We start from the raw sequence: 13,856 nt of genomic DNA on the forward strand, positions 1-13,856 counted from the left end.
CTGCGGGACTGGGCTGGGCAGGCGCTGGGGGCGGCGCTGCAGGCCCGCCTGCAGCGGGAGCTGCAACGCTGGCAGGAGGCCCGGACCCAACTGCGGCGGCTGGAGCGCGAACACGCGCAGCGCTTCGGCACCCGCCAGGCCGAACAGGTGGCGCGACTGAGCCAGTTGCGCGGCATCGGCACCGTCGGCGCCCGGCAACTGGTACTCGAGCTGTTCTGGCGGCAGTTTCGCAACCGCCGTCAGCTGGGGGCCTGCGTTGGCCTGGTGCCCTCGCCCTACGACAGCGGCACGCTGCGGGTCGACCAGGGCATCAGCAAGCAGGGTAATCCCCGGGTCCGCGCGCTGCTGGTCGAACAGGCCTGGCTATGGCTGCACTACCAGCCGAACAGCGCCCTCAGCCACTGGTTCGCCAAGAAGGCCGGCGGTGACTGCCGCCGCAGTCGACGGGTGGCGATCGTGGCCCTGGCGCGACGCCTGGTGATCGCCTTGTGGCGCTACCTGGAGCGCGGTGAGCTGCCGGCGGGTGCGACACTGAAAGCCGTGCCCTGACACCACCACTCAGCCCGCGAGCCGCGACGAAAGAGTGACGCAGTCAACACGCCCGTAATTCGCCCGGGTCATCAGCGCGATGACCGATCTTGTAGAAAGGGTGTGGTGCAAAGGGGTATGCCTGAGCGCAACGCGCAAGCAGGATCGTGTTGGTCCTCGTGACCAGCGGATAGAAGGTGGTGAGACGCCAGGTCTCACGAGCAGCATGCCCCGCTGCCTTGATGCGTACCCCGAGTCATGAATCGGAGGAACAGGCCTTGACACCGAGATCTTCATAGAAGGGGCGAATTCATTCGCCAGGCAGACCGAAGATCTGCCCTGAAGTGCACCGCGACAATGAAAAGGCCCCTGACGCATCGCGTCAGGGGCCTTTTTCGTTCAGGCGTTTGCCTTACAGCTTGCGCGTCGGCTGGCCACGCACCGGCTTGTCACCGGCAACGTAGTAGCTGGCGGTGCTACGTGGCAGCGGTTTGCGGCCACGGATCCGGTCGGCGATCTTCTCGGCGATCATGATGGTGGTCGCGTTGAGGTTGCCGGTGATGATCTCCGGCATGATCGAGGCGTCCACCACCCGCAGGCCTTCCATGCCGTGCACGCGGCCCTGGCCGTCGACTACCGCCATGTCATCGCTGCCCATCTTGCAGGAGCAGGAAGGGTGGAAGGCCGTTTCGGCGTGGGTGCGGATGAACTCGTCCAGCTCGGCGTCGCTCTGCTGGTTCGCGCCCGGGCTCAGCTCGCGGCCGCGGTACGGGTCCAGCGCAGGTTGCCCCATGATCTCGCGGGTGATGCGGATACCGTCGCGGAACTCCTGCCAGTCCTGTTCATGGGACATGTAGTTGAACAGGATGCTCGGATGCTGGCGCGGGTCCTTGGACTTCAGGTGGATACGGCCACGGCTCGGCGAGCGCATCGAACCCATGTGAGCCTGGAAGCCGTGTTCCTTCACGGCGTTGCTGCCGTTGTAGTTGATCGCCACCGGCAGGAAGTGGAACTGGATGTTCGGCCACTCGAACTCGGACCGGGTGCGGATGAAGCCGCCGGCTTCAAACTGGTTGCTCGCGCCGAGGCCGGTGCCGAGGAACAGCCATTCGGCACCGATGGCAGGCTGGTTCCACCATTGCAGGGCGGGGAACAGCGACACGGGCTCCTTGCAGGCGTACTGCAGGTACAGCTCCAGGTGGTCCTGGAGGTTGGCGCCTACGCCCGGCAGGTCATGCACCACCGGCACATCGAGGTCGCGCAGCAGGGCCGCCGGGCCGACGCCGGAGCGCTGCAGCAGTTGCGGCGAGGCGATGGCACCGCTGCAAACCAGTACTTCGCGGCGAGCATGCACGGTGATCCGGTTGTCGCTGTTGCCTTTCAGGTAGGCGACGCCGATGGCGCGCTTGCCACTGAACAGGATGCGGTCGGACAGGGCGTGGGTGACGATGGTCAGGTTGGGGCGATTGCGCGCCTGGTCCAGGTAACCGCGACCGGTGGCGGCACGACGGCCTTTCGGGGTCACGGTGCGGTCCATGGGACCGAAGCCTTCCTGCTGGTAGCCGTTGAGGTCGTCGGTACGTGGGTAACCGGCCTGCACGCCGGCCTCGACCATGGCATGGAACAACGGGTTGTTGCCGGTCTTGGGCGTGGTCACGCTCACCGGGCCGTCACCACCGTGGAAGTCGTTGGGGCCGATGTCGCGGGTTTCCGCCTTGCGGAAGTAAGGCAGGCAGTCCAGGTAGCTCCAGTCTTCCAGGCCCGGGGCCTTGGCCCAGCTGTCGAAGTCCAGGGCGTTGCCGCGGATGTAGCACATGCCGTTGATCAGCGAGGAGCCGCCGATGCCCTTGCCGCGGCCGCACTCCATGCGGCGGTTGTTCATGTAGGGCTCCGGATCGGTCTCATAGGCCCAGTTGTAGCGGCGGCCTTGCAACGGGTAGGCAAGGGCGGCAGGCATCTGGGTACGGAAATCCAGGCGATAGTCCGGACCGCCGGCTTCCAGCAGCAGGACGCTGACATCCGGATCTTCGGTCAGGCGGGTGGCCAGCACGTTACCGGCGGAACCGGCGCCGACGATGATGTAATCGAATTCTTGGGACATGTGACTTACCTGCTAGATAACCCGGATGACTCCGGGGCGCGGCAAACTTCGTTCCCGGATTGCATCCGGGCTACCGGGGTGGTGTTGCGTCGTGGTCCGGAGGAAATCCGGGAGCGCCCGTGCGCTTCCGGTTTCCTCTCGAGGCCACGTCGGTCAGAACACCGAGTAGTAGTCGCCCATCTCGACCTGCACCGATTTGATGCGGGTGTAGTGGGCCAGGGTGGTCAGGCCGTTTTCGCGGCCGACGCCGGACTGCTTGTAGCCGCCCACCGGCATTTCGGCGGGGGATTCGCCCCAGGTGTTGATCCAGCAGATGCCGGCTTCCAGCTTGTGGATCACGCGGTGGGCGCGGGCCAGGTCGCGGGTGACGACGCCGGCGGCCAGGCCGTAGTCGGTGTCGTTGGCGCGGCGGATGACTTCTTCTTCGGTGTCGTAGACCAGGATGCTCATCACCGGGCCGAAGATTTCCTCGCGGACGATGGTCATGTCGTCGGTGCAGTCGCTGAACACGGTTGCGGCCACATAGGCGCCTTTGGCGAACTCACCCTCGGTGACGCGCTCGCCGCCGATCAGCAGGCGCGCGCCTTCCTTGCGGCCGGCCTCGATGTAGCCGAGCACGCTTTCCATGTGGGCGAAGCTGGTCAGCGGGCCGAAGTTGGTGTTGGCGTCTTCCGGGTTGCCCAGGCGAATGCGTTTGACGCGTTCGATCACCTTGGCTTCGAAGCGGGCTTGCAGGGCGCGCGGCACGAACACGCGGGTGCCGTTGGTGCAGACCTGGCCGGAGCTGAAGAAGTTGGCCATCACGGCGATGTCGGCCGCGCGGTCGAGGTCGGCATCCTCGAAAATGATCAGCGGCGACTTGCCGCCCAGTTCCATGGTCACTTCCTTCAGCGAAGAGCTGGAGGCGCTGGCCATGACCTTCTTGCCGGTGGAAGTGCCGCCGGTGAAGGAGATCTTCTCGATCTGCGGGTGCTCGGTCAGCCACTGGCCGACTTCGCGGCCGCTGCCGGTGAGCACGTTGAACACGCCGTCCGGTACGCCGGCCGCGGTGTAGATCTCGGCCAGTTTCAGGGCGGTCAGCGGGGTGACTTCGCTGGGCTTGAAGATCATGGCGTTGCCGGCGGCCAGGGCCGGGGCGGATTTCCACATGGCGATCTGTACCGGGTAGTTCCAGGCGCCGATGCCGGCGACCACGCCCAGGGGCTCGCGACGGGTGTAGACGAAGCTGGTTTCGCGCAGCGGGATCTGCTCGCCTTCGATGGCGGGGATCAGGCCGGCGTAGTACTCGATCACGTCGGCGCCGGTGACGATGTCCACGGCGCGGGTTTCGGCCAGCGGCTTGCCGGTGTCCAGGGTTTCCAGTTCGGCCAGCTCGTCGTTGCGCTCACGCAGGATGTCGACGGCGCGGCGCAGGATGCGCGAACGCTGCATGGCGGTCATCGCGGCCCAGACCTTCTGGCCTTCGATGGCACTGGCGACGGCACGCTCGACGTCTTCCTTGCCGGCGCGCTGGACGTTGGCCAGGACTTCACCATTGGCCGGGTTCACGGTCTCGAAGGTGGCGCCGCTGGTGGAGTCGACGTAGCGGCCGCCAATGTAGAGCTTCTGTTCTTCGAATCGGGCCATGGTGGTTGTCCTCTCTAGGTCTTGTGTTCGCAAGGCTGCAGGGCGGCTCAAGCCGCTTGCTTGGCCAGTTGTTGATCAAGGAATTCGTAGGCGAGCCGGCGGGCTTGCGCGGTATCGAAGGCTTCGCCGGACAGGGCGCCGCGCAGCCACAGGCCATCGATCAGGGCGGCCAGGCCGCGGGCGGCAGTGCGGGCGCTTGGTACGTCGAGTTCGCGGCGGAACTGACAGCAGAGGTTCGAGTAGAGGCGCAGGTCGTTGATGCGCTGCAAACGGCGCAGGGACGGCTGGTGCATGCTGCTGGCCCAGAACGCCAGCCAGGTCTTCATGGCCGGGCCGTTGACCTGGGAGTCGTCGAAGTTGCCGTCGATGATGGAGCGTATGTAGCCACGCGCACTGTCGTCGCGCATGGTCTCGCGGCGCTTGCGCACCGCGTCCTGCAGGTCGCTCATGAGGAAGCGCATGGTGGCTTCCAGCAGTCCGTTCTTGTCCTGGAAGTAGTGGCTGATGATGCCGTTGGAAACCCCGGCCAGCTTCGCGATGTAGGAAATGCTGGCATCGCCCATGCCGACCTGGTCCACCGCCTCGAGTGTGGCGTGGATCAGTTGGGTGCGCCGCAGGGGCTGCATTCCGACTTTTGGCATGGGGTTTCCTCCTCTTCCGGAACCATTCCGGGCGGGTTGAAATCCAGCCTACTTTATTTTTATTGAACGTTCAAACAACAAAGAATAAGCTGCGCACCATGGAACGGGATGCGGCAGTTCGCCGCACCCGATTTCAGGCCTTCGGCCGGCGGATGCCACCCGTCGCCGGCCGCTGGCGCGGGTCTGTCGTTGCGTCCATGAGGCGCCTGCTTTCACTGCCCTGGAATTTCCAAATGAGTAAAGCTCCTACAACAACAAACCATGGGAAGGTGCGCCTGAACCCGGTCGTGTTCTTCGGATCCACCGCGCTCATCATGCTTCTCACGGTTGCCTTGATTGCGTTCCCCGAGAGCGCCGGCAGCGTGCTCGGCAAGGCCCAGGCCTGGCTGTCGCGCAGCTTCGGCTGGTACTACATGCTGGCCATCGGCGCGTATCTGTTCTTCGTCCTCTATGTCGCCTTCTCCCGATACGGCCACTTGCGCCTGGGGCCCGATGACAGCCGTCCTGACTTCAGCTACGGCGCCTGGGCCGGCATGCTGTTCTCCTCGGGCATCGGCATCTCGCTGCTGTATTTCGCGGCGTCCGAGCCCATCGATCACCTCTACAATCCGCCGGAAGGCGAGCCCGGCAGCCAGTCCGCCGCGCGCCAGGCACTGCAGCTCACTTTCCTCCATTGGGGCGTGCATGGCTGGGCCATCTACGCGCTGGTGGGCCTGGCCGTGGGCTATTTCGCCTACCGTCACAACAAGCCGCTGGCGCTGCGTTCGGCGCTCTATCCGCTGTTCGGCGAGCGCCTGATGAAGGGCTCCGTGGGTAATGCGGTGGACTGCTTCGGCATCTTCGTGACCCTGCTGGGCCTGGTGACCAACCTTGGTATCGGGTCGCTGCAGGTCTCTTCCGGTCTGGAATACCTGTTCGGCCTGCCCCACAGCCAGGGCGCCTTGCTGGCGGTGATCCTGGTGATGAGCGCGGTGGCCACTCTGGCCGCGGTGTCCGGGATCGAGAAGGGCATTCGCCGCCTGTCCAACCTCAACATCATCCTGTTCAGTGGCCTGCTGGTGTTCGTGCTGCTGGCTGGCGAGACGCTGCACCTGCTCAATGGCTTCGTGCAGAACCTGGGTGATTACCTCAATGGCCTGGTGTTGAAGACCTTCGACCTCTATGTCTACACCGGCCAGTCCGGCAAGAGCGAAGAGTGGATGGGCCTGTGGACCCTGTTCTACTGGGCCTGGTGGATCTCCTGGGCACCCTTCGTGGGCATGTTCGTAGCCCGTATTTCCCGTGGTCGCACCGTGCGCGAACTGGTCAGCGGCGTGCTGCTGATCCCGCTGGGCTTCACCCTGGCCTGGCTGTCGGTGTTCGGTAACAGTGCCATCGATCTGGTGATGAACCAGAACGCGGCGGACCTCGGCAAGGCGGCGCTAGAGCAGCCGGCGATGTCCATCTACCTGCTGCTGGAGCATTACCCCTGGGCCAAGGCCGTGATCGGTCTGTCGATCTGCGTCGGGTTCGTGCTCTTCCTCACGCCGGCCGACTCCGGTTCGGTGATGCTGGCCAACCTGTCCCGCGAGGAAGGCGACCTGGACGAAGATGCGCCCAACTGGCTGCGTATCTTCTGGTCGGTGGTCGTGACACTGGCCACCATCGGCCTGCTGTTCGCCGGCAACTTCACCGCCATGCAGACGGTGGTGGTGCTGGCCGGCTTGCCGTTCTCGGTGGTGCTGCTGCTCTACATGTTCGCCCTGCTCAAGCAAATGAAGGCGGATGTGGCAGCACAGGAGCAAGTGCCGAAGCACCCGAAAGTCGTCCAGTTGCAAGGCGAGGCGGCCTGACAGCCCATCAGCCTGAAATGAAAAAGCCCGGTCGCGTGACCGGGCTTTTTCGTTCCTGGGTAGGTGGTGTCCTTGTAGGGGCGAATGAATTCGCCCCTACAGTGAAGCCTTGGCCAGCTGCTGATCCAGGTAGTCGTAGGCGATGTGCAGCGCCTGCTCGACGTTGAAGCCATCACCCGACAGGGCACCGCGCAGCCACAGGCCGTCAATCAGCGCCGCCAGGCCGCGGGCCGCGGAGCGGGCCTGGTCCAGGGGCAGGGTACGACGCAGTTCGCAGCAGAGATTGGAGTACAGCCGGTGGTCGTTGATGCGCTGCAGGCGACGCAGGGACGGCTGGTGCATGCTGGCGGCCCAGAAGGCCAGCCAGGTCTTCATGGCCGGGCCGCTGACCTGGCTGTCGTCGAAGTTGCCGGCGACGATGGCCCGCAGGTGCGCGCGTGGAGTGTCTTCGCGCAGGGCGGCACGGCGCTGGCGCACGCCGCTGCTGAGGGCACTCATCAGGTGGCGCATGGTGGCTTCCAGCAGGCCGTTCTTGTCCTGGAAGTAGTGGCTGATGATGCCGTTGGATACGCCTGCGATTCGGGCGATGTAGGCAATGCTGGCATCGCCCAGGCCAACCTGGTCGACGGCTTCGAGGGTCGCCTGGATCAACTGCGAGCGGCGGATCGGCTGCATTCCGACCTTGGGCATCAGGTAATTCCACCAGTTTGTGCGGGATTCGGGAGCGCGCAGTCTAGGGGGAATTTGATTGATCGATCAATCGACGCAGTTTGTCGAATAGCTGCAGGGGCAGGCGCCGCGAAAACAAAACCCCCACGGACCCGAAGGCCGGTGGGGGCTGGGTAACGCGCGAGGGGCTTACTTCAGCCAGCCTTCCACGCGCTCCGGGTTCTTGGCGATCCAGTCCTTGGCGGCCGCTTCCGGCTTGGCACCTTCGCGGATGGCCAGCATCACCGCACCCACTTCCTCGCCGCTCCAGGAGAACTTCTTCAGGAAGGCGGTGGCGTCGGCAGCCTTGGCTTCCAGGCCAGGGTTGACCACGGTGTCGACGTGCTCGTCATCGCCATAGACCTTTTTCGGGTCTTCCAGGAAGCGCAGCTTCCACTTGGCGAACATCCAGTGCGGAATCCAGCCGGTGACCACGATCGGCTTCTGGGCTTTCTCGGCGCGGGTCAGGGCGGTGGCCATGGCCGGACCGGAGCTGGGCATCAGCTTGATGTCCAGGTTGTACTGCTTGATGGCGTCTTCGGTGCGGCGCATTACGCCGGCGCCCGCGTCGATACCGGTGATCTTGCCGTCGAAATCAGCCTTGTAGGTGTTCAGGTCTTCGATGGACTTGGCTTGGACGTAGTCAGGGACGATCAGGCCGATTTTGGCGCCTTTGTAGTTGGAGCCCAGCACCACGACCTTGTCCTTCAGTTTCTCGTAGTACTCGCCGTGGGTGGCGGGCAGCCAGGCGGAGAGGGTGGCGTCCAGATCACCGCGGGCCACGCCCTGCCACATGATGGCGGGCTCAACAGGCTTCAGTTCGACGCCATAGCCGAGTTTTTCCTTGAGGATTTCGCCCGCGACGTAGCTGGCGGCGACACTGTCGTCCCAACCGTTCACGAAGCCGATTTTCAGGGTTGGTTTGTCAGCGGCGTTGGCCATGCCCATGCCGAGGGCAAGGGTGGCGACGCCGAGGGTTTTCAGACAAAGGGACTTCAACTTGCGCATACGTATTGCTCCATCAGGTGGGATTGGCAGCCAACTACGTGGTCGATGACCCGTTCTGAGGCGGGTTTCGCGACAGTGCCCCGCGCGGCCCGTTGCTGGGCCGCGATTGGCGAATTGCAAGGAAACGGGCTCGCGGGGAGCCCGGGGAATTACAGGCCGATGTGTTTCTTCACGGCAGCGGCGCCGTCCTGGCCGTCATAGGTGGTAACGCCAGCCAGCCACTTGTCCAGCGCGGCCGGGTTGGCCTTGAGCCAGCCAGTGGCGACTTTCACCGGGTCTTCCTTCTCCAGGATCTTCTCCATCAGCTGGCTTTCGATCTCGACGCTGAACTGCAGGTTGTTCAGCAGTTTGCCGACGTTGGCGCAGCGCTGTTCGTAGTCCGGCGGTACCACGGTGTAGACCTTGGCGGCGCCGTAGTCCGGGCCGAACACGTCATCGCCACCGGCCAGGTAGGTGATGTCGAACTGGGTATTCATCGGGTGCGGGGCCCAGCCCAGGAACACCACCGGTTCCTTCTTCTTCACGGCGCGTTGCACCTGGACCAGCATGCCGGCTTCGGAAGATTCGACCATGCGGAACTCACCCAACTCGAACTGGTTACCCTTGATCATCTTGTCGATCAGCAGGTTGCCGTCGTTGCCTGGCTCGATGCCGTAGATCTTGCCGCCCAGCTGGTCCTTGAACTTGGCGATGTCCTGGAAGCTCTTCAGGCCGGCATCAGCCGCGTAGGTCGGCACCGCCAGGGTGTACTTGGCGCCTTCCAGGTTCGGCGTCGGCAGTACCTTCACGCCGTTGTCCTTGGTGAAGGGCTCGATCACGGCATCCATCGAGGGCGCCCAGTAGCCGAGGAAAACGTCGATCTGCTTGTTCTTCACGCCGGTGAAGGCGATGGGCACCGAGGCCATGATCTTGCGCGGGGTGTAACCCAGTCCCTCGGTCAGCACCATGGCCACGCCCGTGGTGGCGGCGATGTCGGCCCAGCCGATTTCGGCAAAACGGACCTGCTTGCAGCTCTCCGGCTCCTGAGCCCAGGCACCCTGGGACAGTGCGCAGGCCAGCAGGCCCAGTGCAGCGACTTTTTTCATTCTTTTCATTAGCGACTCCCTGACATTGAAAGATGAAGCGTGCGTTATTGCGCTTGCTGCCGTTGCAACTTGGCGCTCAGCCAGCCGAAGGGCTTGCCACGAGTCGCGGTTTGACGAGTCCCGAAACTTTCGGTGATGCGGTCGAGAATGATCGCCAGCAGTACCACGGCCATGCCGCTTTCGAAGCCCAGGCCAATGTCCAGACGCTGGATACTGGCGAGCACGTCGTTACCCAGACCGCCGGCGCCGACCATCGACGCGATGATCACCATGGACAGCGCCATCATGATCGTCTGGTTGACCCCAGCCATGATCGACGGCATGGCATTCGGCAGCTGCACTTTGTATAGCAGTTGCCAACTGGTGCAGCCGAAGGATTGACCGGCTTCGACGATTTCCTTGTTCACCTGGCGGATGCCGAGCGCGGTCAGGCGCACGGCCGGCGGCATGGCGAAGATCACCGTGGCGATGATGCCGGGTACGCGGCCGAGGCCGAACAGCATGGCCGCCGGAATTAGGTAGACGAACGCCGGCATGGTCTGCATGAAGTCGAGAATCGGGCGGATGACAACCGCGACGCGCTCGCTCCTGGCCGCCCAGATGCCCAGCGGGATGCCGAGTAGCAGGCTGATCAGGGTTGAGGAGAAGGTCAGGCCGAGGGTGACGACGGTCTGCTCCCAGAAGCCGGTCATCACGATCAGGATCAGCGAGACCGCGGTGAAGCCGGCGAACTTGGCGCCGATGCGCCAGAAGCCGAGGGCGACGAAGATCGCAATCAGCACCCAGGCCGGCGGCCACATCAGGAGGCGTTCGATCAGCTCGGAGAAGCCGCTGACCACATTGCCGACGCTTTCGAAGGCGCCGCTGTAGTTTTCGAGCAGGTGCTGAACGACGTCATTCACCCAACTGCCAAGATCCAGTTTTTCGCTCATCGTCATTCTCCCCGCAGGCGGCTCAGCAGGCGGCCTTTGCTGATCGCGCCGCAGTAGCGGCCACTTTGGTCGACCACCGGGATCGGCCCTTCATTGATCACCAGGCGCTGGATGACGCTGTCGAGCGGCAGGTCTTCCGGCACCGGATCGATGTGCTTGAGCAGGTTCTGTTCAAGGTCCAGAGTGCGACCGCCTTCAACCAGCAGGGCGATCTTCTCGAGACTGATGGAGCCGCGGAAGTTGTTCTTCTCGTCGACGATGAAGGCGTAGTGCTTGTCCATGGACTGCAGCTTCTGGCACACGGTCTGGGCGTCGGGCGCCTTGCCGTTGTGCACGAACAGCGGAACGCTGTCGGACTTGAGCTGGCCGGCGGTGAGGTAGCGGCTGGTATCGACCGTGTTGAAGAAGTTGCGCACGTAGTCGTTGGCGGGGTTCTCGATGATTTCCTGGGGCGTGCCCACCTGGATCAGCTTGCCGCCTTCCATGATGCCGATGCGCGAACCGATGCGCATGGCCTCTTCGATATCGTGGGATACGAAGATGATGGTGCGGCTGTGCTTCTTCTGCAGGTCCAGCAGCACGTCCTGCATTTCTCGGCGCTTGAGCGGGTCGAGCGCGGAGAAGGCCTCGTCCATGATGATCATGGAAGGGTCGACCGCCAAGGCGCGGGCCAGACCGACGCGCTGTTGCATCCCGCCGGACAGCTCATGGGGATACTTGTGGGCGAAGCTGGCCAGGCCAACCTGCTCCAGCACCTCCATCGCGCGCTTCTCGCGCTCCTTTTTGCTCTTGCCCGCTACCTCCAGGCCGAAGGCGGCGTTGTCCAGCACGCAGCGCGAAGGCATCAGGGCGAAGGACTGGAAGACCATGCTCATGTCGCGGCGGCGCAGGTCGATCAATTGCGACTTGGGCAGCTTGGCGACATTCTGGCCGTCGATGAACACATCGCCGGCAGTGGGTTCGATCAGGCGGTTGATCAGACGGATCAGGGTCGACTTGCCCGAACCCGACAGGCCCATCAGCACGAAGATCTCGCCTTCGTTGACGCTGAAAGACACGTCGCTGACACCGATTACGGCGCCGCGCTCAGCCAGGATCTTCTCCTTGCTCCAACCTTGCTTGAGTAAATCGATTGCTTCTTGTGGTTGTTGCCCGAAAACCTTGTAGAGGTTTTGAACCACGATCTTTCCAGACTGCATGGGATATTTCCCCTTCAGTAGACATCCAGGTCAGTTACATGGAGCCAGAACCGGCGCTCAACGACGCTCAGCCTGGTGATGCCGACTGCCTTGCCTGTGTGGATAACAATGTTTCGAGAACCTGACAGCCCTCTGGCAGTGTTACGAAACCCATTCCCTGGGCGGGTTCAGCACCTCGGTCCGAGGTGCGCGTACTTCCGAAATTTCTTATTAGGCCGACCTCTGTTCGGGGGAGGCCGCCGCTTGTGTTCTTCGGTCCGGAGCGGAGTGCTCGCGGTCTGTCGATCCACGGGAACCGACAGCGACGAAATCGGGTGACTCAACGATAAAGCCTTGAGGCCTTGGCAATTGTCGGTTTACGACGTTCATATGTTGCGCGACGACATGGCCTATGGATATCGCTGAATGCGCCGCTTCACGGTGCTTTGGCCTGGACGAGGGCAACCGGGAGCGGGCCGCCGTCTCGCGCGGTGACGCCCTGCAGCCAGGCGGCCAGGGTGTCGGGATTGGCTTTCAGCCAGGCCTTGGCTTCACGCCTGCGGTTGGTGCTCTGGTTGAGTATGGCCTCCATCAGGTGGTTCTCCATGGCCAGACTGAATTTCAGGTTCTTCAGCAGCTGCCCGAGGTTCGGGCATTCCTGGGTGAGCCCCTTGCGCACGTTGGTGTAGACCGTGGCGCCGCCAAAATCCGGGCCGAACCAGTCGTCGCCGCCGGCGAGGTAATGCATCTTCAACTGGTTGTTCATCGGGTGCGGTTCCCAGCCGAGGAATACCGCCCACTGGTTGAGGTGCTCAGCGCGCTTGACCTGGGACAGCATGCCGTTTTCGCTCGACTCCACCAGTTTGAAGTCGCCAAGGTTGAACGCGTTCCCCTTGATCATCTTGTCGATCAGCTTGTTGCCGTCATTGCCGGGTTCGATGCCGTAGATCTTCGCGCCCAACTGCTGCTTGAACTTCGCCAGGTCGGCGAAGCTCTGCACGCCGCCGTCCCAGGCCGCCTGGTTCACCGCCAGGGTGTACTTGGCGCCAGTGAGGTTGGCGCCGAGGTTCTCCACCGTGCCTTTTTCCAGGTAGGGACGGACGTCGTTTTCCATGCTTGGCATCCAGTTGCCAAGGAACACGTCGATCTTGCCGTCGCCCAGGGCCTTGTAAGTGTCGGGTACCGACAGCCGCTTGACCTTGGTGATGTAGCCGAGCTCGCTCAGCACATGGCGGGTGACGGCGGTGGTGACGGTGATGTCGCTCCAGCCGACGTCGGCGAAATGCACGGTGGAGCAGTGTTCCGGGTCGGCGGCAAGGCTCGCCTGGGTGTTGAAGAGGGAAGCGGCCAGCAGCGTCGCCGCCAGCAGGGAAGTGGTGGGTCGAGTCATGGAAGGGGTCCGTCCACAGCAGGATTTATTGTCGTTCTCCGGACTCGCGTGGCTGTCGGACTGCTGCAGGCCCCCGCCCCCGGGCGCCCGGATGATGCGTGCCAGACACGTCGCCTGACTACCGATCCGGTCGCACTCAGAACTTATCTGTCGCGGCTGATGCAGGGCAATGGTGGGTTGGCGCCTTCATCGTGACGCATCCAGTGTAGGGGCGAATGAATTCGCCAGGTCTGCATTAGCTGTTGCTAGAGATTGACCATCTGGCCAAGAGCCTTGTAGGAGCTGGCTTGCCAGCGAAGCGGGGCCATTCGTTGGCACGTCAGCTCCTACGGGCGATGCAGGTGCTTGCAACACGTAATGCAGACATAGCCAATGAATTCGCCCCTGCAAGGTATTCGACCTGCGTCTTGGGCCACGGCGTATTTGGATACGAGCAAGTCGGTGTGGGAAGTCGCCACTTCGGTGAAATGCCGATCATGGCGCCAAGAGTGATCCCTACCGGAGTTGTCCCCCGTGGCTATCAGCGTGTTCGACCTGTTCAAGATCGGTATCGGCCCTTCCAGCTCGCACACCGTGGGCCCGATGCGGGCGGCGGCGCTGTTCGCCACGGCGCTGCGCGAGCGCGGCCTGCTGGAGCAGGTACGGCGGGTCGAGGTGCGCCTGTATGGCTCGCTGTCGGCCACCGGCGTCGGCCACGGCACCGACCGCGCCACCCTGGTGGGGCTGATGGGCGAGTGGCCGGACCGCGTCGACCCGAAGCAGATCGCCCCGCGCATCGAGGCGCTGCAGGCGTCCCGCGAACTGCTGCTGGACGGCAGCCACCCGGT

At 63.6% G+C, this 13,856-nt stretch carries 12 protein-coding genes; 3 read left to right on the forward strand and 9 right to left on the reverse strand.

Going from position 1 to position 13,856, the window contains the following annotated elements; translation table 11 throughout:
- The coding region (locus FFS60_RS27640; RefSeq protein ID WP_171016592.1) for a transposase at positions 1 to 549 on the forward strand (549 nt) is incomplete at its 5' end.
- Between the two features lie 391 nt (positions 550 to 940).
- Here the strand turns inward: FFS60_RS27640 and betA are convergent.
- The 3 genes from betA to betI (FFS60_RS27655) form a co-directional block, all read right to left on the reverse strand.
- Positions 941 to 2,629, reverse strand: a complete 1,689-nt coding sequence (betA, locus tag FFS60_RS27645) for a choline dehydrogenase (RefSeq protein ID WP_028629602.1) — start codon at positions 2,627 to 2,629, stop codon at positions 941 to 943.
- 153 nt (positions 2,630 to 2,782) lie between these two features.
- On the reverse strand, positions 2,783 to 4,255 hold the full coding sequence (gene betB, locus FFS60_RS27650; RefSeq protein WP_137823795.1) for a betaine-aldehyde dehydrogenase: 1,473 nt from the start codon (positions 4,253 to 4,255) through the stop codon (positions 2,783 to 2,785).
- Between the two features lie 47 nt (positions 4,256 to 4,302).
- Positions 4,303 to 4,896 (reverse strand): transcriptional regulator BetI, encoded by a 594-nt coding sequence (gene betI, locus FFS60_RS27655; RefSeq protein ID WP_028629604.1) that lies wholly within the window; start codon positions 4,894 to 4,896, stop codon positions 4,303 to 4,305.
- 287 nt (positions 4,897 to 5,183) lie between these two features.
- Between betI (FFS60_RS27655) and FFS60_RS27660 the strand changes: the two genes are divergently transcribed.
- Positions 5,184 to 6,728: a BCCT family transporter gene (locus FFS60_RS27660; RefSeq protein ID WP_137823796.1), complete on the forward strand. Its 1,545-nt coding sequence runs from the start codon at positions 5,184 to 5,186 to the stop codon at positions 6,726 to 6,728.
- 96 nt (positions 6,729 to 6,824) lie between these two features.
- Here FFS60_RS27660 and betI (FFS60_RS27665) read toward each other — a convergent pair whose 3' ends face one another.
- The 6 genes from betI (FFS60_RS27665) to choX form a co-directional block, all read right to left on the reverse strand.
- Positions 6,825 to 7,418, reverse strand: coding sequence for a transcriptional regulator BetI (gene betI, locus FFS60_RS27665; RefSeq protein WP_028629605.1), 594 nt, complete (start codon positions 7,416 to 7,418; stop codon positions 6,825 to 6,827).
- A 168-nt stretch (positions 7,419 to 7,586) separates the two neighbouring features.
- Positions 7,587 to 8,444, reverse strand: a complete 858-nt coding sequence (locus tag FFS60_RS27670; protein ID WP_028629606.1) for a glycine betaine ABC transporter substrate-binding protein — start codon at positions 8,442 to 8,444, stop codon at positions 7,587 to 7,589.
- 149 nt (positions 8,445 to 8,593) lie between these two features.
- On the reverse strand, positions 8,594 to 9,538 hold the full coding sequence (locus FFS60_RS27675) for a choline ABC transporter substrate-binding protein (RefSeq protein ID WP_028629607.1): 945 nt from the start codon (positions 9,536 to 9,538) through the stop codon (positions 8,594 to 8,596).
- Positions 9,539 to 9,573: 35 nt separating this feature from the next.
- Complete coding sequence (locus FFS60_RS27680; protein WP_028629608.1) at positions 9,574 to 10,461, reverse strand: proline/glycine betaine ABC transporter permease; 888 nt, start codon at positions 10,459 to 10,461, stop codon at positions 9,574 to 9,576.
- Between the two features lie 2 nt (positions 10,462 to 10,463).
- On the reverse strand, positions 10,464 to 11,660 hold the full coding sequence (locus FFS60_RS27685) for a glycine betaine/L-proline ABC transporter ATP-binding protein (protein WP_028629609.1): 1,197 nt from the start codon (positions 11,658 to 11,660) through the stop codon (positions 10,464 to 10,466).
- Positions 11,661 to 12,075: 415 nt separating this feature from the next.
- On the reverse strand, positions 12,076 to 13,029 hold the full coding sequence (choX, locus tag FFS60_RS27690; RefSeq protein ID WP_028629610.1) for a choline ABC transporter substrate-binding protein: 954 nt from the start codon (positions 13,027 to 13,029) through the stop codon (positions 12,076 to 12,078).
- A gap of 513 nt (positions 13,030 to 13,542) precedes the next feature.
- On the opposite strand from choX, the gene FFS60_RS27695 reads away from it, so the two are divergent.
- On the forward strand, positions 13,543 to 13,856 hold a 314-nt coding region (locus tag FFS60_RS27695), incomplete at its 3' end, for a serine dehydratase beta chain (protein WP_305955959.1).

The sequence above is a fragment of the Pseudomonas sp. D(2018) genome, assembly GCF_005502555.1.
In the GTDB taxonomy this organism is placed as follows: domain Bacteria; phylum Pseudomonadota; class Gammaproteobacteria; order Pseudomonadales; family Pseudomonadaceae; genus Metapseudomonas; species Metapseudomonas resinovorans.